This is a genomic window from Kitasatospora aureofaciens, from assembly GCF_019192735.1.
Classification (GTDB): domain Bacteria; phylum Actinomycetota; class Actinomycetes; order Streptomycetales; family Streptomycetaceae; genus Kitasatospora; species Kitasatospora aureofaciens_A.
On sequence record NZ_JAHTKP010000002.1, the window covers coordinates 219,455 to 245,374 of the forward strand.

The following is a 25,920-nucleotide window of genomic DNA, read 5'->3' on the forward strand; positions in this document are numbered from 1 at the left end:
CGCTGCCGGCGCACCGCCCCGTCCGTCATTTGTCGGGCAGGCCGGGCGGGGCCGGACGGTAGACCGTGATCTCCTCGGCGGCCAGCGAAGCGGGCGTGTCGGTGGTGGGGGCGGTGTGGTAGACCCCGTTGTTGACGGAGAGGCTGAGGACCACGTAGGCGGCGAAGTCCTCACCGACCCCGGTGCCGTCCTGGTAGACGGGGTGCAGCGCATCCGGCGCGGTGCCGACGTACCAGGTCGTGTTCTCGGCGCCGAAGCGTGCGCCGATCCAGAGCCAGCCGCCGGCGGCTATGTCCGGGGAGGTGTACTGGCCGGTGCCGGAATGGACCTGGTTGACGAACTCCAGGGTGTCGGGCCGGTCGGCGTGCCATTCGAAGACGTCCAGCTCGTTGCGGCCGTCCCGCCAGGTCCACAGCGCGGGCCAGGCACCCGTGTTCGCGGCCGGGAGCCGGACCTGGGCCAGTAACAGGTCGCCGGTGCGGACCTCGGCGCCGCTGCCGCCGGTGTCGCACGAGTCGCCGGTGGTGATGAGTCCGGTGTCCCACCTGCCGTCGGCGGCGGGCCGGGCGGTGATCGTCAACCGGCCGTCCGCGGCGCTCAGCGCGGTCGGGGTCAGGTAGTCGGACTTGAAGTCGTGGGTGTTGCCGCGGCAGTCGTCGCGGTACGCGCCGGTCTGCCAGCCCCAGGTACGGCCCGGGCCGACGTCGAGTCGCTGGAAGCGGTCGGTGAAGGCGATCCGTGACCAGCCGTACGGTGTCTCGACCCAGTCGTCGGAGGCGGCGGGCGCGCCTGCGGCGAGCGGTGACAGCATGAGCGCTGTGGCGAGCCAGAGATTGATGATCGGAATCACGGTCCCTCCGGGAGGCTCGGGCCCGCCCTTCGACGGCCGGGGCGGATGGCCTCTGCCCATGATTGCCGTCCGGGTGGGCGTGGGTACTCCTACCTGCACCCGTTCGAGGGACCTGGGCTAGCGCAGCTCGGGGGGCGGCGTACGGTCCGGGTCCATCGGCTGCTCCCGTACCAGGCTGCCCCAGACGGCCATCCGGTACAGCGACGTGTAGACCGGCGTGCACGTGGTCAGGGTGATGTAGCGGCCCGGCGCGGTGTACGGGGAGCCGGTGGGCACCGGGGCGATGACGTCGGTGTCGTCCTTGGAGGTCTCGGGCAGCGTGGCGTCGACGCGGTAGACGAACCAGCGGTCGCGGGTCTCCACGACCAGCGGGTCGCCCGGCTTCAGCAGGTCCAGGTCGTGGAACTTCGCGCCGTGGCCGTCGCGGTGGGCGGCGAGGGCGAAGTTGCCCTGTGCCTCCCAGGGCATCGCCGCGCTGTACGGCGTCGTGTAGACCCCGGTGACCCCCTCCGCGAGGGTGTCCTCGTCGGTGCCGATCCTGATCAGCACCTGGTAGCCGGGGCCCATCGCGGGCACGTGCAGGAAGCCGATATCGCCGCCCGCCTCGAAGGGAGGCGGGGCGGCGGCGGTGCCCGCGGGGTCGGTCGGCGGGGCGGTGGGGGCCGCCGCCGACCAGCCCTGGCGCAGCTGCTCGGAGGCGAGGCCCGCGTGCCGGGTGGCCGTCAGGTCCGTCCACCACAGCGAGTAGGAGACCAGCAGGGCGAGCAGCACTCCCGTGGTGAACAGCAGGTCGCCGAGCGCGCCGGCCGCGATCTGGAGGGGGCGTCGGCGCGGAGCTCGCGCCTCGGCCGGGCGCTCGGTCGCCATGGGGTCGTCCTCCGGTCAGGGGGTGGGCGTCGGGTCAGTTGGCCGGGGCGGGGGTCCGCTCCGGGGCCGTGTCCCGCTCCTCGCGCGGCGTCGGCAGCGGTCCGGCGGGCCGGGCCGTCGGGGCCGGGGTGCAGAAGGCCGCGGTGGCCGTCATCACCAGGACCAGGCCCGCGCCGAAGATGGCGAAGACCAGGTGCTTGGTTCCCTCGATCGCCTCGCCGTAGGTGGCGGTGAGGAACTGTACGGCCGTCACTCCGGCCAGGCACAGCATGGTCGCGACGAACGCCCGCCGACGCGGGTTGTCGCGGACCCGGCGTACCCAGGCGATCCCGGCCGCGCCGATGCCGAGCACCAGCACGAGCAGGCCGCCGCCCACGTCCCGCAGCAGCGAGCCGTAGACGGCCAGCCGGGACTCGCGGGCCGTCGGGGGAAGTCCGGCGCTCGCCGGGTAGGAGCCGAGGTAGCTCGGGTAGGCGGCGCCGAAGTCCTCCATCGAGTGGGCCGCGAGCCGCAGCGTGACGCCCGGGTGGGTGGCCAGGAAGCCGGCGATGTTGCGGTACGTCATCCGGTCCCGGACCGTGGGCCAGGCGGGGTCGCGCTGCGGTGGGTGGTCGGCCCACCAGCTCTTCCCGGCGTACTGGGCGAAGCTCTCCGGCAGGCCGAGGTCGGCGGCCGCCGCGGCCGGGGAGGAACTCGTCCCGAGCAGGCCGACGAAGATCATCTCGGTCGGGTTCATCACCCGGAACTCCGCCGGTGAGACCTCCATGGCGAAGAGCCCGGACGCCACGACCGCCGCGGCCGCGAGCAGCGGCAGCACCCGGCTCGCGATCCGGCCCGCGGCCCGGCCGAGCGGGACCTTCGTGAAGCAGAGCAGGGCGAGGAACGGCACGGCCATCGTCGCCGACTGAACCTTGGAGCCGACCGCGAGCACCGCGCCCGCGGTGAACACCGCCAGCCCGCAGAACCGGGTCCGGGGGGAGCCGCCGAGGTGGGTGGCACCGGCCGTGGCGATCAACAGGCCGGCCAGACCGGCCAGTTCGCTGTACGGCGAGGCCGCGTAGCCGGCGAAGGTCGTGTCGCCCACCACCACGAACAGCGCCGCGCAGACGAGCAGCCGGGCCCGCAGCGAGCCGCGCAGCGCGGCCGCGAACACCGCGAAGGCGGCGCCGACGATCAGGCAGAACAGGACGGCGAGCGCCCGCAGGTCGAGGACCCCGGGCAGGCCCAGCATCCGGGTCAGCGGCTTGGCCGGCCGCAGCAGCAGCTCGCCGCTGCCCCGGTACGTCTGGTCCGGGGAGCAGATGTACGGAGCCGCCTTGGCGTAGCCGAAGTTGGCGTACTTGAGGAACGGCACCGATCCGTGGTCGACCCGGACGATGAGGTCCAGGGCGCACATCCGCACGCCGGCGTCGCCGTTGTCGGCCATTCCGATCGGACCCGGGACGAAGAGCCGGACCGCCATCAGGGCGGCGGCGAGCGTGCCGGTCAGCGGCGCGAACACCCCGGGGCGGGCGACGAACGGAGCGAGGCGGCGCCCAGGAGGGCGCGGGGGCGTGGCGGGGGAGCCCTCGTCGAGGGCGTCCAGGCTGGTCATGGGCGTACTTCACCGCGCGCCGGAACGGGCGGGCAAGCCGACACGCCATGCCGACGCCCGGGCCCCTCCGGTCGGTCCACCGGTGGCCGGGCGGGCCTGCGGGCAGGTGTACGACGGCGGGCGCCGACCGGGGAACGTAGGCTGCTGTCAGGCGGTGCGGGCAGGAAACCGGAGGGGCGATGGCGGTGGAGGAGCAGCGGGCCGGAAGCCGGGTCAGCCGGCCGGAGATCCGGCTGGTGCGGCGCGGGTTCAACGATCCGGCGCAGGCGGTCCGGCTGCTGGCGGGGCCCGGCCTGGAAGGCCTGGCCGACGACCCCGTCCTGCTGGACGCGCTCGGCGCCACCGCCGACCCGGACCTCGCCCTGCTCGGTCTGGCCCGGCTGCTGGAGGCCGCCGACGAGGCCGACCGGCACACCCTGCGCGACACCCTCACCACCTCCAAGCCGCTGCGCGACCGGCTGCTCGGCGTGCTCGGCGCCTCCACCGCGCTCGGCGACCACCTGGCCCGGCACCCGCACGACTGGCACGCCCTGGTCACGTTCGAGCTGCGCGACATGCACCCCGGCCCGGAGGACTTCCGGCGCGCGCTGGCGGAGGGCGTCCGGGCCGGCGGCCAAGAGGGAGTGCGCAGCCCCGCCGACGCGCTGCGGATCGCCTACCGCCGCTGCCTGCTCGCCATCGCCGCCCGCGATCTCACCGGCACCACCGACCTCGCCCAGACCGCCGCCGAACTCGCCGACCTGGCCGGCGCCACCCTTCAGACCGCCCTGGACCTCGCCGCCGCCCAGGATACGGACGCCGCCCGGGCCTGCCGACTCGCCGTGATCGGCATGGGCAAGTGCGGCGGGCGCGAACTCAACTACGTCTCCGACGTGGACGTCATCTTCGTCGCCGAGCCGCAGGAGGGCGTCGACGAGCACGAGGCGGTCAAGGCCGCCACCCGGCTCGCCGCCGCCCTCACCCGGCTCTGCTCGGACACCACCGGCGAGGGCACCATCTGGCCGGTGGACGCCAACCTGCGCCCCGAGGGCCGCAACGGCCCGCTGGTGCGCACCCTGGCCAGCCACCTCGCCTACTACCAGCGCTGGGCCAAGACCTGGGAGTTCCAGGCGCTGCTCAAGGCCCGCCCGGTGGCCGGGGACGCCGAGCTCGGCGCCGCCTACATCGACGCGCTGGCCCCGATGGTCTGGAAGGCCGCGGCCCGGGAGAACTTCGTCGCCGACGTCCAGCAGATGCGCCGCCGGGTGATCGACTCGATCCCCGCCACCGAGCTGGACCGCCAGCTCAAGCTCGGCCCCGGCGGGCTGCGCGACGTCGAGTTCTCCGTCCAGCTGCTCCAGCTCGTGCACGGCCGCACCGACCCGGCGCTGCGCAGCGGCAACACCCTGGAGGCGCTGGCCGCGCTCTCCCGCGGCGGGTACGTCGGCCGGGCCGACGCCGCCTCGCTGGACGCCGCCTACCGTTTCCTGCGCTCGCTGGAGCACCGGATCCAGCTGCACCGGCTGCGCCGCACCCACCTGATGCCCACCGGCGCGGAGGACCAGCGCCGGCTGGCCCGTTCGCTCGCCCCGCTGATCAACGACGACACCCGGGCCGACCCGGTCGCCGCGCTGCAGCGCGAGTGGAAGCGGCACGCCGTCGAGGTCCGGCGGCTGCACGAGAAGCTGTTCTACCGGCCGCTGCTCGACGCCGTCGCCGAACTGCCGCCCGGCGCGGCCGGGTTGACCCCGGACGCGGCCCGGGCCCGGCTGGAGGCGCTCGGCTACGCCGACCCGGCCGCCGCGCTGCGGCACCTCACCGCGCTCGCCTCCGGGGTCAGCCGCAAGGCCGCGATCCAGCGCACCCTGCTGCCGGTGATGCTCGGCTGGTTCGCCGACTCGGCCGACCCGGACGCCGGGCTGCTCAACTTCCGGCAGGTCTCCGACGCGCTCGGCCGCACCCCCTGGTACCTGCGGCTGCTGCGGGACGAGAGCGCCGCCGCCGAGCAGCTGGCCCGGGTGCTGTCGGCCGGACGGCTCGCCCCCGACCTGCTGCTGCGCGCGCCCGAGGCGGTTGCCATGCTGGGCGACCCGCAGGGCCTGGAGCCGCGCCGCCGGGCCGGGCTGGAGCAGGAGATACTGGCCGCCGTCGGCCGGGCCGGGTCGACCGCCGCGGCCGTCGCCGCCGCCCGCTCGGTGCGGCGCCGCGAACTGTTCCGTACAGCCGCCGCCGATGTCCTCGGGCGCCTGGGCGACGACCCCGCCGAGGCCCTGGACACCGCGGGCGAGGCACTGACCGCGCTCAACGCCGCCACCCTGCAGGGCGCACTGCGCGCCTGCGTCGCCGGCTGGGAGGCCGAGCACGGGGACCTGCCGACCCGGATCGCGGTGATCGCGATGGGCCGGTTCGGCGGCCACGAGCTGGGCTACGGCTCGGACGCGGACGTGCTCTTCGTCCACGAGCCGCTGCTCGGTTCCCTGGAGCACGATGCCGCCCGGGCCGCCCAGGCCGTCTGCCACGAGCTGCGGGCGCTGCTCGGCGCGCCGTCCACCGAGCCGCCGCTGCTGGTCGACGCCGACCTGCGGCCCGAGGGGCGCAGCGGCCCGCTGGTGCGCACCCTCGCCTCGTACGCGGCGTACTACCGGCGCTGGTCGCACGCCTGGGAGAGCCAGGCGCTGCTGCGCGCCGAGCCGGTGGCCGGGGACGAGGACCTGGGCACGCGGTTCCGGTTGCTGATCGACCCGCTGCGCTACCCCGGCATCGGGGTGCCGGAGCGGGACCTGCTGGAGATCCGCCGGATCAAGGCGCGGATCGAGGCGGAGCGGCTGCCGCGCGGGGCCGACCCGACCACGCACACCAAGATCGGCCGGGGCGGGCTGGCGGACGTGGAGTGGACCGTCCAACTGCTCCAGCTCCAGCACGGGCACGAGCTGCCCGCGCTGCGCACCACCCGGACCAGGGCCGCGCTGGCCGCGGCGGCGGAGGCCGGGCTGGTCGGGCGGGAGGACGTGGCGGTGCTGGACGCCGCGTGGGTGCTCGCCTCCCGGGTGCGCGCGGCGGTGATGCTGGTGCGCGGCCGGCCAGGGGACAGCTTCCCCGGGGAGGCCAGAGAGCTGGCCGGGGTGGCCCGGTACCTCGGGTACGGGGCCGGGCACAGCGGGGAGCTGGTGGACGACTACCGGCGGACGACCCGGCGGGCCCGGGCGGTGGTGGAGCGGCTGTTCTACGGGTGAACCCCCACACGCGAAAGGGGCCCCGGTCGGGGCCCCTCTTGGTCAGCGTCTGTTATCGCCGCGCGGTGCTGACCGCGGGCTCGCTCCACTGCTCCGGGACGGTGATCGGCTCCTCCGCCGCCTCCCGGGCGGGTACCTGGGGCAGTTTGTAGACCCAGGAGTGGTACAGCCAGCGGGCGGAGAGGAAGCCCACCAGCAGGCAGAGCTCGCCGCCGACGGCGTCCATCCAGAAGTGGTTGGCGGTCGAGACGATGACCGTCAGGGTGGCCACCGGGTAGAGCAGGCCGAGCGCCCGGACCCACGTGCGCTCGGCCAGGAAGAAGATCGCCAGGCCGCACCACATCGACCAGCCGATGTGCATCGAGGGCATCGCCGCGTACTGGTTGGAGACGTGCGCGGCGGGCCCGGAGGCCATCGAGCCCCAGGTGCCGTGGGTCTTCACGGTGTCGATGAACCCGCCGTCGGTCATCAGCCGGGGCGGGGCCAGCGGGAAGAAGTAGAAGCCGACCAGGGCGATCGCGGTGGTGACGAACAGCACGGTGCGGGCCGCCACGTAGCGGCCGGGGTGACGGCGGTAGAGCCAGACCAGTACGCCGATCGTGATGACGAAGTGCAGCGTCGCGTAGTAGTAGTTCATCCCCGTGATGAGCCACCCGACGCTGTCCACGCCGTGGTTGACCGAGCGCTCGACGGCGATGCCGACGGACTGCTCGAAGTCCCAGATCCAGCGCGCGTGCTGCTGGGCCGTCGACGCCTGTTCCGGGACGGCGTTGCGGACGATCGAGTAGATCCAGTAGCTGATCCCGATCAGGGCGAGCTCGAACCAGATCCGCGGCCGGGCCGGGGAGCGGCGCTGCTCGCGGATGCGGTTGCGCAGCGCCGCGGTGCGGGACTGCGCGGCCAGGGTGGCTCCGTCGGGCAGGCGGCCGGACGAGGCCGGGCGTGCTCCGGAACCACCGTGCGCCGTGTCGGCGCGCCCCGCGCCGGCTTGCTGGATCTCGGTCGGTTCCCCCATGGACGAGAAGTCTGCCAGACGTCCCGTAGCCGTCTGCTCATCCTCTGGAAGTGGATTCTTCACCGGCTGTCCCCCTTCAGGGCTAGGGGGCGGCTCCCACCGGGGTAGGGGGTGCGATCGGGTCTGGTGCTTACCGGTGGGACGGGCATACGTCCTATTGTCAGGCCGCCGTGTCCTGGGTGCGGCATCGGGGTGGCCTGGACGGTTCGCAGGCGAGGACTTTCCCGGCACGAAACGCTTTCTGCATCTTGCTGAAACATATTGCAGCCCGCTAGCTTCCAGGAAATCGATCGCCCCTTCCCCTAAGGGAGCCCTCAGTGGCCGATGTCCGGCTCCGCCCCCGGCGGAGCACCCCCCGACGCAGACCCGGCCGCACGGCCGTCCTGCTGGCCGCCGCGCTGACCGCCGCCACCCTCGGCAGCGCTCCCGCGGCTCTCGCCGCCGCCCCGCCCGCGCCTCCCTCGGACGCCGCGCTGGCGGCCACCGCCGGGCGGCACGACCTCACCCGCGAGCAGTACTACTTCGTCCTGCCCGACCGCTTCGCCAACGGCGACACCGCCAACGACACCGGAGCCAAACTCCCGGATGGCAGTACCGGCGGGCGGCTGGACAACGGCTTCGACCCCGCCGACAAGGGCTTCTACCACGGCGGCGACCTGGCCGGCCTGATCCAGAAGCTCGACTACATCCAGAACCTCGGCACCACCGCGATCTGGATGGCCCCGATCTTCAAGAACAAGCCGGTGCAGGGCACCGGCGCCGACGCATCGGCCGGCTACCACGGGTACTGGATCACCGACTTCACCCAGGTCGACCCGCACTTCGGCACCAACGAGCAGCTGAAGGAGCTGATAGCCAAGGCCCACGCCCGCGGCATCAAGGTCTTCTTCGACGTCATCACCAACCACACCGCCGACGTCATCGACTACGCGGAGCAGCAGCACACCTACCGCTCGATCGGTGCTTACCCGACGCTCGACGCGGACGGCAACCCGGTCGACGAGACCGCGATCGCCGACAGCGGCGCCCCCTGGCCGAAGATCACCAAGGACTCCTTCCCCTACACCCCGGTCTTCCGAACCCCGGCCGACGCCACCGCGAAGAGCCCGTCCTGGCTCAACGACCCCGCGCTCTACCACAACCGCGGTGACTCGACCTTCGTCGGCGAGTCCGCCACCGAGGGCGACTTCAACGGCCTCGACGACCTCGACACCCAGAACCCCCGGGTGGTGAAGGGCTTCGAGAAGGTCTACGAGCAGTGGGTCAAGGACGCCGGCGTCGACGGCTTCCGGATCGACACCGTCAAGCACGTCAACATGGCGTTCTGGCAGCAGTGGGCGCCCGCGCTCAAGGACTTCGCCGCCAAGCAGGGCAACAGGAAGTTCTTCATGTTCGGCGAGGTCTACTCCGGCGACCCTGCGGTCACCTCGCCCTACGTCACCAAGGGCAAGCTCCAGGCCACGCTCGACTTCCCGTTCCAGGGCGCCGCCCGTTCGTACGTCTCGCAGGGCGGCCCGGCGAAGAACCTCGCCGACGTCTACGGCCAGGACTACCGCTACACCAGCGCCGACACCGACGCGTACGAGTTGCCGACCTTCCTCGGCAACCACGACATGGGCCGGTTCGGCTCCTTCCTGCTCGCCGACAACCCGGGCGCCGACGAGGCCACCCTGCTGAAGAAGGACCGGCTCGGCAGCGAGCTGCAGTTCCTCACCCGCGGCCAGCCCGTCGTCTACTACGGCGACGAGCAGGGCTTCACCGGCGCGGGCGGCGACAAGGACGCCCGGCAGGACATGTTCGCCTCGAAGACCCCGTCGTACAACGCCGACCGCGTGCTCGGCGGCGCCTCCGGCCCGGCCGACCGGTACGGGCAGGGCGGCGAGCTCTACCAGGGCGTCGCCGCGCTGGCGAAGCTGCGCCGCGAGAACCCGGCGCTCGCCGACGGCGCCCAGATCGAGCGGTACGCCGCCGACGGCGCGGGCGTGTACGCGTTCTCCCGGATCGACGCCGGGCAGCAGGTCGAGTACCTGGTCGCGGTCAACAACGCCGGCGAGGCGAAGACCGTCACCCTGGACACCTTCTCGGCCGGCATGGGCTTCGACCGGATCTACCCGGCGGCGGGGGAGCGGGTGACCAGCGGCGCGGACCGCAAGGTGACCGTGACCGTGCCGGCGCTCTCCTCGGTCGTGTTCCGGGCGGGCTCGAAGCTCGCCCCGGTCGCCGCCGCGCCGCAGATCGCGGTCCAGCCTCCCGCGGACGGGTCGACCGGGCTCGTCACCATCGGTGCCAAGGTCGACGGCGGCGGCTTCGACCGCGTCACCTTCGCCGCCCAGATCGGCAACGGGCCCTGGCAGACCCTGGGCACCGCCGACACCGGGAAGTACGCCGTCACCCAGGACCTGGGCGCGGTCGCACCCGGCACGGTCGTTCGGTACAAGGCCGTCGTGCAGGACTCCAGCGGCCATCTGCGCTCCGCCACGGGCAGCTTCACCACCGGCACCCCCGCGCCCACGCCGGTGCCCACCGCCACCGCCCGCCCGTACGCCGTCGTGCACTACAACCGGCCCGACGGCAACTACGACGGGTGGAACCTCTACGCCTGGGGCGACCTCGCCGACGGCGAGGCCACCCAGTGGCCGGCCGGGCACGGCTTCACCGGCCGGGACGCGTACGGCGCCTTCGCGTACGTGAAGCTGAAGCCGGGCGCCTCCGACGTCGGGTTCATCGTCGAGAAGGACGGCGTCAAGGACGTGGACGCCGACCGCCACCTCGATGTCGGCACCAGCGGCGAGGTCTGGCTCAAGCAGGGCGACCCGACCGTCCGCACCACCAACCCGGGCCCCGCGAACACTCAGCCCGCAAACACTGCGGTCATCCACTACAACCGGGCCGACGGAAACTACGACGGCTGGGGCCTGCACGACTGGACCGGCGCGGCCAACCCCACCGACTGGGGCAAGCCGCTGATGCCGGTGCGCCGCGACGCCTTCGGAGCCGTCCTCGAGGTGCCGCTCGCCCCCGGCGCGACCAGCCTCAGCTACATCCTGCACAACGGCAACGACAAGGACCTCCCCAACGACCAGTCGCTGGACCTCGCCGTCAACGGACACGAGGTCTGGATCCTCGGTGGCCGGGAGGGCTACCTGCTGCCCCAGAACGCCGCCGACTCCTCGCAGTTGGACCTCGGCACGGCCAAGGCCCAGTGGATCGACGCGAAGACCGTCGTCGTCCCGGCGAACTACGGCGCGAGCGACCCGGCCCTCGCCGGCGGCACCAGCGCCCAGCTGGTGTACGACCCCGAGGGCGGCATCCGCGCGGACAAGGGCGTGCTGACCAAGCCCGGCAAGTGGATCCGGCTCAACGCCGTCCAGGGCGGGCTGACCGACGCGCAGAAGGCCAAGTTCCCGCACCTGGCGGGCTATCGGGCCTTCACTGTGGACGCCCGGGACACCGGCCGCGTCCCGGCCGCGCTGCGCAGCCAGTTGCTGTTCACCGAACACCTGCCCAGCGGTGCGGTGTTGGCCGCCACGGGCGTGCAAATCCCCGGTGTGCTGGACGACTTGTACGCGCGTCGCACCGGCCGGGTGGACTTCGGCCCGGCCTACTACGACGGCAAGGTGGCGCTGTCGGTGTGGGCGCCGACCGCGCAGGAGGTGTCCGTCCAGGTCTTCGACAGCGCGACCGGGGGCACCCCGAAGACGCTGCCGCTGAAGCCGGACGACGAGACCGGCGTGTGGGAAGTCGTCCGTGACAAGGGCGAGTTGGACGGCAAGTACTACCTGTACCAGGTGAAGGTCTGGGCGCCCTCGGTGCAGCAGGTGGTCGTCAACACCGTCACCGACCCGTACTCGGTGGCGCTGTCCACCGACTCCAAGCGCAGCCTGGTGGCCGACCTCGACGCCAAGGAGCTCAAGCCGAAGGGCTGGGAGGACCAGAACGTCCCGAAGGCCGTCCCGCCCGCGCAGCAGCAGATCCAGGAGCTGCACGTCCGGGACTTCTCGGTGGAGGACACCACCGTCCCGGCCGCCGAGCGCGGCACCTACCTGGCGTTCACCGAGTCCAACTCGGCCGGCATGCAGCACCTGCGGGACCTCGCCAAGGCCGGGGTGACCACCGTCCACCTGCTGCCGACCTTCGACATCGCGACCATCCACGAGAACCGGGCCGACCAGAAGCTGCCCGCCTGCGACCTCAAGTCGCTTCCCCCGGACAGCCCGAAGCAGCAGGAGTGCGTGGCCGCCGTCGCCGCCGACGACGCCTACAACTGGGGGTACGACCCGCTGCACTACAACGTGCCCGAGGGCTCGTACGCCACCGACCCCAACGGCACCGTCCGCACCGTGCAGTTCCGGCAGATGGTGCAGGCGATGCACGAGGCCGGGCTGCGGGTCGTGCTGGACGTCGTCTACAACCACACCGCCGCCGGCGGCCAGGCCGAGCACTCGGTGCTGGACAAGGTGGTGCCCGGCTACTACCAGCGCCTGGACGCCAACGGCAAGGTGACCGCGGACAGTTGCTGCGCGGACACCGCGCCCGAGCACGCCATGATGAACCGGCTCGTCGTCGACTCGGTGACCACCTGGGCCCGCGAGTACAAGGTGGACGGCTTCCGCTTCGACCTGATGGGCCTGGACCCAAAGTCCACCATGCTGGACGTGCAGGCCGCGCTGCGGAAGATGACACCGGACTCGGACGGCGTCGACGGCAGGAACATCTTCCTCTACGGAGAAGGGTGGAACTTCGGCGTCGTCGCCAACAACGCCCGGTTCGAGCAGGCCACCCAGGCCAACATGGCCGGCACCGGCATCGCCACCTTCGACGACCGGCTCCGGGACGCCGCCCGCGGCGGCAACTTCATGCTCGGCTCCGCGCCGCAGCAGGGCTTCGCCTCGGGCCTGTACACCGACCCGAACGGCTCGCCCGGCAACGGCACCCCGGACCAGCAGAAGGCCCGACTCCTTCACCAGATGGACCAGTTGAAGGTCGGGCTGACCGGCAACCTGGCCGGCTACTCCTTCACCGACAGCTCGGGGAAGGCCGTCACCGGCGCCCAGGTCGACTACAACGGCGCCCCGACCGGGTACGCGGCCAAGCCGGGCGAGGCGGTGGAGTACGTGGACGCCCACGACAACACCGACCTGTTCGACGCGCTCGCGTACAAGCTGCCGACCGGCACCGCGCCCGCCGACCGGGCCCGGATGCAGGCGCTCGGGCTCTCGCTCACCGCGCTCACCCAGGGCGCGGGCTTTGCCCAGGCCGGCAGCGACCTGCTGCGCTCCAAGTCGCTGGACGCCAACTCCTACGACTCGGGCGACTGGTTCAACGCCATCCACTGGCCCGATCCATCGTCGGGGGCGGCTCAGGGCAACGGCTGGGGCCGCGGCCTGCCGATGGCGGCCGACAACAAGGAGATGTGGCCGACCGCGCAGTCCCTGCTGGCCAACCCGAAGCTGACCGTGGGCTCGGCCGAGATCCGTGCGACCACCGCGCAGTTCCAGGAGTTCCTGCGGATCAAGCAGTCGTCGCCGCTGTTCTCCCTGCCCACCCTGGCCGACGTCCAGCAGCGGCTGTCCTACCCGCTCTCCGGCGCCGCCGGCGAGATGCCCGGGGTGATCACCCTGCACCTGGACGGCACCGGGCTGGCCGGCGCCGAGAAGGGCGTCACTGTGATCTTCAATGCCACGCCCACCGCGCAGAGCCAGACCGTGGCGGCCCTGAAGGGGACGGCCCAGGCCCTGCACCCGGTCCAGGCGGGCGGCGCCGACCCGGTGGTCAAGCAGTCCGGCTTCGACGCCGCGACCGGCACCTTCACCGTGCCCGGCCGCACCGTGGCGGTGTTCGTCCAGGGCTGACGGCCGCCACCTGAACTCTCGGGCCCCGTGCCGCCGTTGAGGCGGTGCGGGGCCCGGGTGCGTCCGGCGTCCGGATGGCCGGAATCGGTCGGTGGCACGGCCGGAAAGGTGACGTGTCGTGCCTCGTCGGCGCTGCGCCTCGAGTGGGAGGCCTCGGTGGTGCCCTGAGTGCTGGTCAATGCCGCTGCGGGGCGTCCGAATCGCCGGGCGGTCATGAAAACCATTGTTGCAAGTGTCTTTACCTGTCACGGGGTTGAAGCATTCGATCACAGTGGCGTGCGGATATGAATCGGCCAAACCGTGGCATGCATCTGTCATTGACGACTCATTTACTGCCACGATTCCTCCGGCTGCAGGCGAGGGTCCCCCAATCCTCCGTCGCGGCCGTGCAGTCCCCCTCTGCATCGACTCTGTGAGCACCGCTACCGCACCCCCGTCGCACACCGCCGACAGGGGCCCCCACTGCGCCGCAACCCTGCGGCCCAGGTCGCCCTCCACCGTGCGCGAACCCGCGCCGGTCGGTTAAGGAGTCCGCATGTCCCGCTACGCTCACGCCCGGAAGGCGGCGGTTGTCATGGCCGCCACCACCGCGCTCCTGGTGACCGGCATGCCGGTCATCGCACAGGCGTCCAGCCCCGACGCACCGTCGGCCGTCGCCCAGCAGCTCTCCGCCCGTGCGCAGCTGATCTCCTCCGCGAACCAGCAGGCCGCCGGCCTCGCCCGGAGCATCGGCCTGGGCGACCAGGAGAAGCTGGTCACCAAGGACGTCGTCCAGGACGCGGACGGCGCCCGCCACTTCCGGTACGAGCGCACCTACGCCGGACTGCCCGTCCTCGGCGGTGACCTGATCGTCCACCAGGACGCCACCGGCGCCACCAAGGGCGTGACCAGGGCGAGCCAGGCCGAGCTGGTCGGCGTGAACACCACCCCCGCACTGGCCGCCCCCAAGGCCGAGGCCGCCGCCATCGCCGCCCAGAACGACGCCTCCGTGGCGAGCGCCCCGCGCCTGGTCGTCTGGGCCGCCGACGGCACCCCGCGGCTCGCCTACGAGACCGTCCTCGACGGCCAGGAGCCGGACGGCACCCCGAGCAAGCTGCACGTCGTCACCGACGCCACCACCGGCGACGTGATCAGCAAGTCCGAGGGCATCAAGACCGGCACCGGCACCGGCGTGTTCGTCGGCACCGTGCCGCTGACCACGACGAACAGCGGCGGCCAGTTCCAGCTCAAGGACGCCACCCGCGGCGGCCAGTACACGACGAACATGAGCAACGGCACCTCCGGCAACGGCTCGCTGTTCACCAAGTCGACCGACACCTGGGGCAACGGGCAGGCCAGCAACCCGGAGTCGGCCGCCGTCGACGCGCAGTACGGCGCCGCCGCCACCTGGGACTACTACAAGAACACCTTCAACCGCCTCGGCATCCGCAACGACGGGGTCGGCGCGTTCAGCCGCGTCCACTACGACAGCAACTACACCAACGCGTTCTGGGACGACTCCTGCTTCTGCATGACCTACGGTGACGGCGCGAGCAACACCCACCCGCTCACCGAGATCGACGTCTCCGGCCACGAGATGAGCCACGGCGTCACCGCCGCCACCGCCAACCTGACCTACTCGGGCGAGTCCGGCGGCCTCAACGAGGCGACCTCCGACATCATGGGCACCGGCGTCGAGTGGTACGCCAACCTGCCCTCGAACCCGCCGAACTACTGGATCGGCGAGCTCATCAACCTCAACGGCAACGGCACGCCGCTGCGCTACATGGACAAGCCCTCCAAGGACGGCTCCTCGGCCGACTCCTGGTACTCGGGCGTCGGCAACCTGGACGTGCACTACTCGTCCGGCGTCGCCAACCACTTCTTCTACCTGCTGTCCGAGGGCAGCGGCGCGAAGACCATCAACGGCTTCAACTACGACAGCCCGACGGCCAACGGCGTCACCGTCGCCGGCATCGGCCGGGACAAGGCGCTTCAGGTCTGGTACAAGGCGCTGACCGCGTACATGACCTCGACCACCGACTACGCCGCCGCCCGCACCGCGACCATCAACGCGGCCACTGACCTCTACGGCGCGAACAGCACCGAGGTCTACCAGGTCGGCGTCGCGTGGGCGGCCGTCAGCGTCGGCCAGGTGCCCCCGAACCCGGGCGGCGTCAGCGTCACCAACCCGGGCAGCCAGTCCACCGCACTGAACGGCTCGGTGAACCTGCAGGTCAAGGCCACCGGCGGCACCGCGCCGCTCTCCTACGCCGCCACCGGCCTGCCGACCGGCCTGTCGATCAACTCCTCGACCGGCGTGATCTCGGGCACCGCCTCCGCCGCCGGCAGCTACAACGTGACCGTCACGGTCACCGACGCGGCCGGCAAGACGGCCACCGCCGGCTTCAGCTGGAGCGTCTCCGGTGGTGGCGGCGGCTGCACGCCGGCGCAGCTGCTGGGCAACCCGGGTTTCGAGACGGGTTCGGCGGCGCCGTGGACGGCGTCGTCGGGTGTGATCGACAACAGTGCGTCGCAGGCGGCGCACAGCGGTAGCTGGAAGGCGTGGCTGGACGGGTACGGGTCGGCGCACACGGACACGCTGTCGCAGACGGTGACGATCCCGGCGGGCTGCAAGGCGACGCTGAGCTTCTGGCTGCACGTCGACACGGCCGAGACGGGCACGACGCCGTACGACAAGCTGACCGTGTCGGTGAACGGGACCACGCTGAAGACGTACTCCAACGTGGACGCCGCGGCCGGTTACCAGCAGCGGACCTTCGACCTCTCGGCCTACGCGGGCCAGAGTGTCACGCTGAAGTTCACCGGCACCGAGGACGCCTCGCTGCAGACGAGCTTCGTGATCGACGACACCTCGATCCAGACCGGCTGACCCCGGGCGGGGCCTCGGCGGCCCGGTGAACGAGGACAGGTGAGGGCCCGGCAGCCACGGCTGCCGGGCCCTTGTCGTGCTCCGCTGAGACTGATTCGGATACTGATGCGGAAACGTTTCTCCCTTTGTCTTGACGGTGTCTCCTAGCGGCTCTAAGTTCGCTGCAAGTTTCCGGCAAGTTACAGAAACTTCCTGCAGATTCACCCCGGCTGCCCCCACCCCAGCCACCCCCAGGAGACGACGTGGTCACCACCGCCCCCACCCGCCGGCCTGCCCGCGCGGCCGGAGCGCTCGCCGCCTCGGCGGCGCTCGCGCTCTCGCTCACCGCGAGCCTCGGCAGCCCCGCCGCCCAGGCCTCCCCGCCCGCCAACAACGGAAAGGACGTCACCGCCACCCTCTTCGAGTGGCGCTTCGACTCCGTCGCCCAGGCCTGCACCTCCACGCTCGGCCCGAAGGGCTACGGCTTCGTCGAGGTGTCGCCACCCCAGGAGCACATCCAGGGCCCGCAGTGGTGGACCTCCTACCAGCCGGTCAGCTACCAGATCGCCGGGCGGCTCGGCGACCGCACGTCCTTCAAGAACATGATCGACACCTGCCACGCGGCCGGGGTCAAGGTGATCGCCGACGCGGTGTTCAACCACATGACGGCCGGCTCCGGCACGGGCACCGGCGGCACCGTCTACACCAAGTACAACTACCCCGGCACCTACCAGGACCAGGACTTCCACACCTGCCGCCAGCCGGTCACCAACTACCAGGACCGCACCAACGTGCAGGACTGCGAGCTGGTCAACCTCGCCGACCTGGACACCGGCAGCGCGTCCGTCCAGCAGACCATCGCGCACTACCTGGACGACCTGGCCTCACTCGGCGTGGACGGCTACCGGATCGACGCCGCCAAGCACATGGCCGCCACCGACCTGGCCGCGATCAAGGCCAGGACGGCCAACCCCAACGCCTACTGGGTGCAGGAGGTCATCTACGGCGCCGGCGAGCCGATCCAGCCGTCCGAGTACACCGGCAACGGCGACGTCGACGAGTTCCGGGTCGGCACCGACCTCAAGCGCATCTTCACCAGCGACAAGCTCGCCAACCTCAACGGCTGGGGCGCCTCCTGGGGCTACCTGCCGAGCGACCAGGCCCGCAGCTTCATCGACAACTGGGACACCGAGCGCAACGGCTCCACCCTCAACTACACCTACGGCAACACCTACACGCTGGCCAACGTCTTCCTGCTCGCCTCGCCCTACGGCTCCCCGAACGTCCACTCCGGCTACAGCTTCACCAACAAGGACGACGGCCCGCCCAACGGCGGCACCGTCAAGGCCTGCTACCAGGACGGCTGGAACTGCACCCACGCCTGGCGGCAGATCGCCAACATGGTCGGCTTCCGCAACGCGGTCGCGGGCACCGGCGTCACCAACTGGTGGTCCAACGGCAACAACGCGATCGCCTTCGGCCGCGGCAACCAGGGCTACGTCGCCATCAACCACGAGAGCGGCGCGATCACCCAGACCTTCCAGACCGGCCTGCCCGTCGGCACCTACTGCGACGTCCAGCACGGCGACCCGCAGCCGGGCGGCGGGTGCACCGGCCCGACGTACCAGGTCGGCGCGAACGGGCAGTTCACCGCGACGGTCGGCGCGGGCGACGCGGTCGCGCTGTACGTCGCGAGCGGGACGAACGTCACCGGCGCCTCGTTCAACGTCAACGCGACGACGTCGTACGGCCAGAACGTCTACGTCGTCGGCGACAACCCCGCGCTGGGCGGCTGGGACCCGGCCAAGGCGCTGCCGCTCTCCTCGGCCGGCTACCCGGTCTGGTCGCTCGCGCTCTCGCTGCCGGCCGGCACGTCCTTCCAGTACAAGTACGTCCGCAAGGACGCGAGCGGGGCGGTGACCTGGGAGTCCGGTGCCAACCGGACGGCGACGGTGCCCGGCTCGGGGACGGTCGCGCTGAACGACACCTGGCGGCCGTAGCGCCTGCCAGTTGTACGGCCTGCCGGTCCGAGGACCCTCGTCAGCCTGGCGTGACGGGGGTCCTCCCTGTGGGTGGCTGCGCCGTTCTAAACCCCGTCCGGCGGAGCCGCGCTGTCACCATCGCGGGATGGGAACCACCCCCGTCGTCCTCGACCTCGAACTGTGCGGCGGCCGCTGGGACGGCCACCGCAAGCGCGTCAACGCCGCCGCCCCGCCGCCCTCGCTGCGGATGGTCCTGCGGGCCCAGCTGCCCGCCGCCGAGAGCGGCGAGTACTGGCCCACCACCAGCGTCTACCGGCTGGACGAGGACGGCGGCGTGCACCGCTACCGCTACTCGCACGACGAGTGACCTCGCAGGGTTCAGCCGCGCCCGATGTACGGCATCGTGGTCGCCATCACCGTCGCGAACTGCACGTTCGCCTCCAGCGGCAGCGAGGCCATGTGCCGCACGGTGCGCGCCACGTCGGCCACGTCCATGGTCGGCTCCGGCGCGATCCGCCCGTCCGCCTGCCGCACGCCGGCGCTCATCGCCGCCGTCATGTCGGTGGCCGCGTTGCCGATGTCGATCTGCCCGCAGGCGATCCGGTACGGGCGGCCGTCCAGCGACAGGGACTTGGTCAGCCCGGTGACGGCGTGCTTGGTCGCGGTGTACGCGATCGAGTGCGGGCGCGGGACGTGCGCCGAGATCGAGCCGTTGTTGATGATCCGGCCGCCCTGCGGGTCCTGCGCCTTCATGAGCGCGAAGGCGGCCCGGGCGCAGAGGAAGGCGCCGGTCAGGTTGAGGTCGACCACCGCCCGCCAGGCGTCCACCGCCAGCTCGTCCACCGGGACGGCCGGGCCGAAGCTGCCCGCGTTGTTGAACAGCAGGTCCACCCGGCCGAAGCGCTCGGCGGCCGCGGCGAACAGCGCGTCCACCGCCGCCGGGTCGGTGACGTCGGTGGGCACCACGGCGGCCTGGGCGCCGCTCAGCCGGGCCGTCTCCCGCAGCGGCTCGGCCCGCCGCCCGGCCAGCACCAGCTGCCAGCCGGCCGCGGCCAGCTCGACCGCGACGGCCCGGCCCACCCCGGTCCCGGCTCCGGTCACGACGGCGATCTGCTGGGGCATGACGGTCTCCTCGGTGGTCGGTCGGTCTCGGGGCCCGGTCTCGGGGTGTGAGCCGATCGTTCCGGATGTCCGGGCGGCGCGTCACTGGTGGAAGAGCCCAAAGTTCCGGCCGCTCGGACGGCGGGCCAATGTGCCCCCCGCCGTCCGGCGTCCGCCGATCGGCGGGGGCAGGTGAAGGCCTTTACCTGACTGCGAACAAACATTGGATTCCCGGTGGCCGACGCGCAACCGGCCCGCCCCGGCCCACGTCATAAGATCGCAGGACGGCGCGCCACCGCGAGGGACGGCGCGCCGCCGTTCCGGGGACCGCGCCTCGCCGCGCCCCGGGTCTGTCCGGCCCCACCCGGGGGCCGCCGCCCGGCCACCCGGACCGGGCGTGAGATCGGTCGGAGAGTCCTCACCGTGCTAAGGCAGTCGTCCCGTTCCCGTGCCGTTCTGACCGGCGCCGCCGTGCTCACCCTGGCCGCCTCGCTCGCGGCCTGCGGGAGTTCCGGCGGCGGGAAGGGGGACAGCGCCAAGGCCGACGCCACCCCGAGCGCGACCGGCACCGCCGCCGTCCCGGCCAGCCCGGCCGCCGACGGCACCAGCGCAGCGCCCAGCACCTCGGCCGCGGCCTCGGGCGGCAAGGTGCAGATGCCCACCGGCCCGAACGCCACCCTCACCAAGGCCCGGGACACCGCCGCCGGCCCGATCATGATGACCAAGGTGACCGGCCCGAAGTCCGGCGTCACCGGCCAGGTCTGGGTCTGGCTGCCGCCCGAGTACAACGACCCCAAGTACGCCAAGACCGGCTTCCCGGTGCTCACCCTCTACGCGGGCGGCCAGAGCAACGGCTACAACACCTGGACCGACAACCAGCTGCCGATCCAGGAGGCGGACGAGCAGCTGGTCAAGGAGGGCAAGGCCCACCCGTTCATCATGATCATGCCGGTGCAGAACTTCAACAGCGACGAGAACAACGCGCTGGACTGCTCCGACATCCCGGGCCAGCCCAAGATGGGCACCTGGATGGCCCAGGACATCCCGGACTGGGTCCGCGCCAACTTCCGCACCCTGAAGGGCCGCGACAGCTGGGGCGTGATGGGCGCCTCCACGGGCGGCTTCTGCAGCGCCAAGCTCGCCCTCCAGCACCCGGACGTGTACAAGGCCGCCGTCCCGATCGACGGCTACTTCGTCCCGGACTCGCACCTCTGGAAGGGGCACGAGGCCGAGCGCCAGGCCAACGACCCGGACCTCCTGGTCAACCAGGGCAAGGCCGACGTCAAGATGATGGTCACGGCGGGCGGCGCCAACCCGTACGAGAGCAAGCTGGTCAAGGCCTGGGTCGCCAAGGCCACCCCGCCGCTGGCCATCGACTACTACGAGCAGCCCGGCGGCAAGCACCTGACCTCGGACTTCAAGAAGATGATCCCGGACACGCTGCAGTGGCTGACCAAGAACCTGGCGGGCCCGGCGTCCGACTGAGCCCCGCCTGATCGCGAACCGCCGGTGCCGGGGGACACGAGAGTGTTCCCCGGCACCGGCGGCGGTCTATTCGGGCCTGCTGTCGGTTCGGCGCGCGGTGCGCGCCCTCGCACGGACACACGGGACAGGCGCCGCAAAGTGTTGCGTCCGGCCGCCGAAACGGCTGTGACCTGCGCGTCAATCGGACATTGATTCACCTCTGATCGACTGTGCGCACTGTGAATGGGGCCGCCTTCCGGAGGCCGTGACCCGCACGCCCTGCCGATTCGTGAAGAGAGTGCCATGCCGATCCACCTGCTGCCCCAGCCGTCCCCTTCCGCACCCGAGCGGGCCGAGGACGAGGATCCGGCGGCGATCCGCTTCGCCGGACTGCGGCTGGTGCACGCCGCGCTGCGCCGGGACCTCGCCCGGCTGCCCAACGCGCTGCGGCTGCTCCAGCCCGGCGAGGACGACAAGGGCGAGGCGCTGCTGCGGCACTGGGACTTCGTGACCGCGATGCTGACCTGCCATCACGAGCAGCAGGACACCCGGATCTGGCCGATCGTGCGCCGCTTCGCGCCCGAGCTGCGGCTGCTGCTCAACTGGCTGGAGGCGGACCACCACAATCTCGACCACTCGTTCACCCGGGTCACCACCCTGGTCCGGATCGCCAGCCGGGACACCGGCAGCGTCTGGCCGGTGGCGTACGCGATCGAGGACCTGGCGGCCCGGCTGGAGACCCACCTGCGGATCGAGGAGCGGCAGTTGCTGCCGCGGATGGATCTGGTGTTCCCCGCGAACTCGCGGCTCGGCGGGCTGGGCGAGCTGCTGGACCTGCTGCGCGCCGCGAACGGCCCGGGCACGGCCGACGCGCTGGCCTGGCTGCTGGACGGCGTGGAGCCGGCGGTGGTCGAGCGGCTGCTCGCCGAGTGCGACGACGACGTGGCGCGCAGCTGGCCGCACTGGCAGTCGACGTACCAGCGCTGCACCTCGCCGCTGTGGGGGCCGGCGGGCGACCTGGGGGTCGTCACCGACTGACCGGGGGGCCTTTCGCGGGCCGTCGATCTACGCGCGTGGCACGGGCCTCGGGCATATGCCCGCCGCCCACCGCTTCCCCGGCGGCTGCTCGTGGGCTGTTCATCGGCTGCTCGACGGCTATTCGGGCAGGCGGTTGAGCCACTCCAGCGGAGCGACCAGGATCGACGTCTCCGGCGAGCCGTCCCACTCCACCGGCAGGCCCGCTGCGGTCAGGGCGGCCGCCACCGCCCGCCCGATCTCGACCGTCCGCCGCTCCGCCGAGCCGTCCGGCCCGTCCGTCCCATGCGGCCCGTCCGGCTCGTCCGCCGTCCGGAACCCGCCGTAGCGCAGCATCAGGCCCTGCCCGGCGGCAGCCCGTTCGGTGTCCTGCTGGTGGAAGAAGACGAACCCGCGCGAGTCCTCGTCGGCCTCGCCGCCGATCTCCGCGTAGCCGCAGCTCGCGCAGCAGGTGAAGTCCATCGCGGCGACGATGCCCTCTTCCTCCAGCGCGTCGAAGGCCGCCTCCAGCCGGTCGACGTCCGTGGTGTCCGGCCAGGCCGCCTGCTCGGCCAGCCGTTCCTCCCAGAGCGGAGCGACGATCAGCTCCGCCTCCTCCTCCGTCAGCCCCTGGTCGTCGAGGACTTCGACCAGGGACTCGGCTATCTCGTCCGGCTCCTGGAAGCCGCACCGGATCAACTCGCGGGCCCGCTCCTGGGCTTCGCGCAGTACCTCGGGGGTGAGCGACGTCTCCTGGGTCATGCCCGCATCCTCCCACCCGCCACTGACATCGGGACCGGAGCCGGCACCACTCGACGCCGCCCGACGGCGGCCGGTGCTACCGTCCGCCGGTGACTTCTCTGCTTCAACCTCCGCTGATCACACGGCTGCTGGCCGCCGACCGTATCCTCGTCGCGGGCGCCGGCGGCGGCCTCGACGTCTACGCCGGGCTGCCGCTCGCCCTCGCCCTGCGCGCGGCCGGCAAGGAGGTGCACCTGGCCAACCTCTCCTTCACCCACCTCTACGGCCTGCCCGCCGACGTCTGGCTGGAGCCGGACGTGGCCCGGAACAGCCCCGAAACCGCCGCCCCCGAGGGCTACTTCCCGGAGCGCACCCTGGCCCGCTGGCTGCACCTGCACCGCATGCCCGACACCGTCTGGGCCTTCCCGTCGGTCGGCGTCCGGCCGCTGCGCGAGGCCTACCGGGCGCTCACCGGCCACCTGGGCGTCGACACGGTCCTGCTGGTCGACGGCGGCACCGACATCCTGATGCGCGGCGACGAGTCCGGGCTCGGCACGCCCGAGGAGGACATGGCCAGCCTCGCCGCGGTCGCCGGGCTCACCGGCGTCCCGGAGCGGCCTGCCTGGGCTTCGGCATCGACGCCTACCACGGCGTCAACCACTCGCTGGTGCTGGAGAACCTGGCCGCCCTCGACCGGGCCGGCGGCTACCTCGGCGCCTTCTCCATCCCGAGCGGGAGCCGGGAGGGCGTGCTCTATCTGGACGCCGTCGAGCACGCCAGGGCCGCCTTCCCCGAGCACCCCAGCATCGTCAACGGCTCGGTGGCGGCGGCGCTGCGCGGCGAGTTCGGCGACGTCCGCTTCACCGAGCGGACCAACGGCGGCGAACTCTTCGTCAATCCGCTGATGACGCTCTACTTCGGCGTCACGGTCGAGGCGCCGGCCGCCGAGCACCGCTACCTGGACCGGATCGAGCACACGGTGCTGATGCGGCAGATCAGCACCGTCATCGAGGAGTTCCGGGACGGCCTGGCGCGGCAGCGCCCGCCCCGGCAGTTCCCGCACTGACCTTGTTCCTGCCCTGACCGCGCGGGTCCCGGGCCCCCGGGTCAGCGAGGTCAGCCGTTCGCGAGCCGGAACTCCAGGTTGCCGAACCGCACCTGGTCGCCGGGGTGCACCCGCACCCCGCCGGCGATCCGGTGCCCGTTCACGTGCGTGCCGTTGGTCGAGCCGAGGTCGTACAGCACCCAGCCGCCGCCCTCGTGCCGCAGCTCGGCGTGGTGCCGGGACACCGAGGCGTCGTGCAGCCGCAGTCCGGAGCCGGGGATCCGACCGATCGTCAACTGCCCTGCCCCGGCCTGCGGCAGGTTCAGGCCCGGCAGCCGCTCGGTGCGCCAGGCCCGGCCGAGCCGCTCCCCGAACCCGGAGATCCGGCCCACCGTCCGCAGCAGGAATCGCTCCAGCGGGTTCCCGGTCGGGAGATCGGCCATCGCCGCGTCCAGCTCGGCGCGGCTGGTGGCATGCAGGACGAGCTCCATCCGGCCGAGGAAGGTCTCGTGCGACAGGCGGCCGCTGCTCGCGCCGTCCCGCAGCACCCCGAGCGCCTGGTCCCGCTCGGCCTCGGACGGCCGGACTGCGTACGTCCGGATCTCAGGAGGCGTCATGTCCTGATTGTCGGCGCCGCCGTGCCCGGCTGTCCAGATTCCGGCTGCCGTCGTCCCAGTTCGAGGACGTCCCCCACCTCAGGACACGCGGACCGCCTCCGCGGTTCCACCGTCTGCGGGTCAGGATTTCCTGGCCGCCGCCAGGATCTTCTTGGTGGTGTGCAGGAACCGGGAGGTGACCGACCCCGCGTAGGCCTTGCCGAACAGCTCGCCGGTGACCCACTTGCCGTTCCGCAGATGGATCACGACGTACGCGGCGCCCGCGTCGGCGCCGATCACTTCGTGGTCGCCCTTCGGCGAGGTGTACGGGATCGCGAGGTCCGCGGGCAGGGGCTCGGAGAGGAAGGCGATGACCAGTCGGATGTCGGGCGTCACCTCGATGCCCCGGAACGGCTCGGCGGCCAGCAGCTCCGCCACCTCGTCGACCGTCCGCAACAGGACCGGGACGGGGTAGCCCAGCTCCTCCTCCAGGTGCTGCTCGATGCGCAGGGTGAGCGCGGCGCGGTCGGCCTCGTCGGTGGTGAAGAAGACGTTGCCGCTCTGGATGTACGAACGGACGCCCCCCAGCCCCAGCTCGGCGAAGAGCGCGCGCAGGCGCTCCATCTTCACCGTCCGGCCGCCGACGTTGATGGCCCGCAGGAACGCGATGTACGTGGTCGTGGTGGTCACCCCGCCAGTCTGGCACCGGCCACCGACAGTGCCGTGGCAGCGGGCGGGTGGTTGCCGGCGCCCGGCGGTTGTCAGCGCGGTCAGCGCCCGGCGATTGTCAGTGCACGATGCCACACTGGCGCCATGGCTACCTGGCAGGATTTCGAGCAGGAGGCACCCGATCTCGCGCCCCTCGTACGGGCCCGGTTCGAGGCCAACAAGCACCACGTCCTGGCAACGCTGCGCAAGGACGGATCGCCCCGGGTGAGCGGCACCGAGGTGGACTTCATCGGCGCCGACGCGATGCTCGGGTCGATGTACGGCTCGGTCAAGGCGCGCGATCTCCGGCGCGACGGCCGCTTCGCCCTGCACTCCCATCCGGGGGATGAGACCATGGCGAGCGGTGACTCCAAGCTCGCCGGCCGGGCGGTGGAGATCACCGACGAGGCCGAACTCGCCGCCTACGTCGCCGATCTGCCCGAGCCGCCGCCCGGCCCGTTCCACGCGTTCCGGCTGGAGCTGGAACAGGTGGTGCACACCGGCCTGGAGGACGGCCACCTCTGGGTCTTCAACTGGCACCCGGGTCGGCCGGTGGAGCGCATCCGGCTCCACTGACCGACCCGCCCGTCAAGGCAAAACTGTTACGGCAGAACGGACTTGAGCGCCTCGGGCGTCCGGGCCACGACGGCGTGCCCGTCGTCCGCGGTGATGATCGGGCGCTGGATCAGGACCGGGTGCTCGGCCATCGCCGCGATCCAGCGCGCCCGGTCGCCCGGCTCCCGGGTCCACTGCTTCATCCCGAGGTCCTTCGCCACCTGCTCGTCGATCCGCGTGATGTCCCACGGCTCCAGGCCCAGGCGCTCCAGCACCTGCTCCAGCTCGGCCGCGGTCGGCGGGTCCTCCAGGTAGCGCCGCACGGTGTACTCGGCCCCGGCGGCTTCCAGCTCGCCGAGGGCCGCCCGGCACTTGCCGCAGCGCGGGTTGATCCAGATCTCCATGCCCGCCAGCCTACCGAGCGGGCCACCCCGGCCGGGACGAACCCCGGGCGGAGCGGGAACTCCCGCCCG

Annotated in this window: 17 protein-coding genes and 1 pseudogene; 9 read left to right on the forward strand and 9 right to left on the reverse strand. The window is 72.2% G+C overall.

Annotation, left to right across the window (positions count from 1 at the left end; genetic code table 11):
- Positions 1-25: 25 nt before the first annotated feature.
- The 3 genes from KV557_RS03080 to wsfD all read right to left on the reverse strand — a co-directional run bounded on the left by KV557_RS03080 (position 26) and on the right by wsfD (position 3,311).
- Positions 26-850 carry a beta-glucanase gene (locus KV557_RS03080; RefSeq protein WP_218198027.1) on the reverse strand — a complete coding sequence of 275 codons (825 nt, stop codon included), beginning with the start codon at positions 848-850 and terminating at the stop codon, positions 26-28.
- A 117-nt stretch (positions 851-967) separates the two neighbouring features.
- Positions 968-1,717: a class E sortase gene (locus KV557_RS03085; protein ID WP_218198028.1), complete on the reverse strand. Its 750-nt coding sequence runs from the start codon at positions 1,715-1,717 to the stop codon at positions 968-970.
- Positions 1,718-1,751: 34 nt separating this feature from the next.
- The gene (gene wsfD / locus KV557_RS03090; protein WP_218198029.1) at positions 1,752-3,311 is read right to left on the reverse strand and encodes a glycan biosynthesis hexose transferase WsfD; all 1,560 of its coding nucleotides are present in this window, start codon (positions 3,309-3,311) and stop codon (positions 1,752-1,754) included.
- 179 nt (positions 3,312-3,490) lie between these two features.
- Between wsfD and KV557_RS03095 the strand changes: the two genes are divergently transcribed.
- Positions 3,491-6,523 carry a bifunctional [glutamine synthetase] adenylyltransferase/[glutamine synthetase]-adenylyl-L-tyrosine phosphorylase gene (locus KV557_RS03095; RefSeq protein WP_218198030.1) on the forward strand — a complete coding sequence of 1,011 codons (3,033 nt, stop codon included), beginning with the start codon at positions 3,491-3,493 and terminating at the stop codon, positions 6,521-6,523.
- Between the two features lie 52 nt (positions 6,524-6,575).
- Here the strand turns inward: KV557_RS03095 and KV557_RS03100 are convergent, their stop codons facing one another.
- Positions 6,576-7,538: a phosphatase PAP2 family protein gene (locus KV557_RS03100; RefSeq protein WP_218198031.1), complete on the reverse strand. Its 963-nt coding sequence runs from the start codon at positions 7,536-7,538 to the stop codon at positions 6,576-6,578.
- Between the two features lie 317 nt (positions 7,539-7,855).
- Between KV557_RS03100 and pulA the strand changes: the two genes are divergently transcribed.
- The 4 genes from pulA (at position 7,856) to KV557_RS03120 (ending at position 18,590) form a co-directional block, all read left to right on the forward strand.
- The gene (pulA, locus tag KV557_RS03105) at positions 7,856-13,390 is read left to right on the forward strand and encodes a pullulanase-type alpha-1,6-glucosidase (protein ID WP_218198032.1); all 5,535 of its coding nucleotides are present in this window, start codon (positions 7,856-7,858) and stop codon (positions 13,388-13,390) included.
- Positions 13,391-13,925: 535 nt separating this feature from the next.
- Complete coding sequence (locus tag KV557_RS03110) at positions 13,926-16,262, forward strand: M4 family metallopeptidase (RefSeq protein ID WP_218198033.1); 2,337 nt, start codon at positions 13,926-13,928, stop codon at positions 16,260-16,262.
- 242 nt (positions 16,263-16,504) lie between these two features.
- Positions 16,505-18,241, forward strand: coding sequence for a carbohydrate-binding module family 20 domain-containing protein (locus KV557_RS03115; protein WP_218198034.1), 1,737 nt, complete (start codon positions 16,505-16,507; stop codon positions 18,239-18,241).
- A gap of 127 nt (positions 18,242-18,368) precedes the next feature.
- Entirely contained in the window at positions 18,369-18,590 is a 222-nt protein-coding gene (locus tag KV557_RS03120) for a hypothetical protein (protein ID WP_218198035.1), read from the forward strand.
- An 11-nt stretch (positions 18,591-18,601) separates the two neighbouring features.
- Here the strand turns inward: KV557_RS03120 and KV557_RS03125 are convergent, their stop codons facing one another.
- A complete protein-coding gene (locus KV557_RS03125) occupies positions 18,602-19,345 on the reverse strand; it encodes an SDR family oxidoreductase (protein WP_218198036.1) in 744 nt (247 codons plus the stop codon).
- 402 nt (positions 19,346-19,747) lie between these two features.
- Between KV557_RS03125 and KV557_RS03130 the strand changes: the two genes are divergently transcribed.
- Together KV557_RS03130 and KV557_RS03135 are read left to right on the forward strand one after the other, a co-directional pair.
- Positions 19,748-20,809, forward strand: coding sequence for an alpha/beta hydrolase (locus KV557_RS03130; protein WP_308129743.1), 1,062 nt, complete (start codon positions 19,748-19,750; stop codon positions 20,807-20,809).
- Positions 20,810-21,091: 282 nt separating this feature from the next.
- On the forward strand, positions 21,092-21,826 hold the full coding sequence (locus tag KV557_RS03135) for a hemerythrin domain-containing protein (RefSeq protein ID WP_218198037.1): 735 nt from the start codon (positions 21,092-21,094) through the stop codon (positions 21,824-21,826).
- A gap of 117 nt (positions 21,827-21,943) precedes the next feature.
- Here the strand turns inward: KV557_RS03135 and KV557_RS03140 are convergent, their stop codons facing one another.
- Positions 21,944-22,564, reverse strand: a complete 621-nt coding sequence (locus KV557_RS03140) for a DUF6891 domain-containing protein (RefSeq protein ID WP_218198038.1) — start codon at positions 22,562-22,564, stop codon at positions 21,944-21,946.
- Between the two features lie 89 nt (positions 22,565-22,653).
- On the opposite strand from KV557_RS03140, the pseudogene KV557_RS03145 reads away from it, so the two are divergent.
- A pseudogene (locus tag KV557_RS03145) lies at positions 22,654-23,609 on the forward strand (DUF1152 domain-containing protein).
- 50 nt (positions 23,610-23,659) lie between these two features.
- Here the strand turns inward: KV557_RS03145 and KV557_RS03150 are convergent.
- The gene (locus KV557_RS03150; protein WP_218198039.1) at positions 23,660-24,205 is read right to left on the reverse strand and encodes a DUF1707 and FHA domain-containing protein; all 546 of its coding nucleotides are present in this window, start codon (positions 24,203-24,205) and stop codon (positions 23,660-23,662) included.
- Positions 24,206-24,325: 120 nt separating this feature from the next.
- Positions 24,326-24,874: a DUF1697 domain-containing protein gene (locus KV557_RS03155; protein WP_218198040.1), complete on the reverse strand. Its 549-nt coding sequence runs from the start codon at positions 24,872-24,874 to the stop codon at positions 24,326-24,328.
- Positions 24,875-24,997: 123 nt separating this feature from the next.
- Between KV557_RS03155 and KV557_RS03160 the strand changes: the two genes are divergently transcribed.
- Entirely contained in the window at positions 24,998-25,468 is a 471-nt protein-coding gene (locus tag KV557_RS03160) for a pyridoxamine 5'-phosphate oxidase family protein (protein WP_218198041.1), read from the forward strand.
- 26 nt (positions 25,469-25,494) lie between these two features.
- Here the strand turns inward: KV557_RS03160 and KV557_RS03165 are convergent, their stop codons facing one another.
- A complete protein-coding gene (locus tag KV557_RS03165) occupies positions 25,495-25,851 on the reverse strand; it encodes an arsenate reductase family protein (protein WP_218198042.1) in 357 nt (118 codons plus the stop codon).
- Between the last annotated feature and the right edge of the window lie 69 nt (positions 25,852-25,920).

Excerpts from the sequence above, each read along its gene's own strand:
- KV557_RS03085 (WP_218198028.1), bottom strand. The coding sequence starts at position 1,717 with ATGGCGACCGAGCGCCCGGCCGAGGCGCGAGCTCCGCGCCGACGCCCC.
- wsfD (WP_218198029.1), bottom strand. The coding sequence starts at position 3,311 with ATGACCAGCCTGGACGCCCTCGACGAGGGCTCCCCCGCCACGCCCCCG.
- KV557_RS03095 (WP_218198030.1), top strand. The coding sequence starts at position 3,491 with ATGGCGGTGGAGGAGCAGCGGGCCGGAAGCCGGGTCAGCCGGCCGGAG.
- KV557_RS03100 (WP_218198031.1), bottom strand. The coding sequence starts at position 7,538 with ATGGGGGAACCGACCGAGATCCAGCAAGCCGGCGCGGGGCGCGCCGAC.
- KV557_RS03110 (WP_218198033.1), top strand. The coding sequence starts at position 13,926 with ATGTCCCGCTACGCTCACGCCCGGAAGGCGGCGGTTGTCATGGCCGCC.
- KV557_RS03120 (WP_218198035.1), top strand. The coding sequence starts at position 18,369 with ATGGGAACCACCCCCGTCGTCCTCGACCTCGAACTGTGCGGCGGCCGC.
- KV557_RS03125 (WP_218198036.1), bottom strand. The coding sequence starts at position 19,345 with ATGCCCCAGCAGATCGCCGTCGTGACCGGAGCCGGGACCGGGGTGGGC.
- KV557_RS03135 (WP_218198037.1), top strand. The coding sequence starts at position 21,092 with ATGCCGATCCACCTGCTGCCCCAGCCGTCCCCTTCCGCACCCGAGCGG.
- KV557_RS03140 (WP_218198038.1), bottom strand. The coding sequence starts at position 22,564 with ATGACCCAGGAGACGTCGCTCACCCCCGAGGTACTGCGCGAAGCCCAG.
- KV557_RS03150 (WP_218198039.1), bottom strand. The coding sequence starts at position 24,205 with ATGACGCCTCCTGAGATCCGGACGTACGCAGTCCGGCCGTCCGAGGCC.
- KV557_RS03160 (WP_218198041.1), top strand. The coding sequence starts at position 24,998 with ATGGCTACCTGGCAGGATTTCGAGCAGGAGGCACCCGATCTCGCGCCC.
- KV557_RS03165 (WP_218198042.1), bottom strand. The coding sequence starts at position 25,851 with ATGGAGATCTGGATCAACCCGCGCTGCGGCAAGTGCCGGGCGGCCCTC.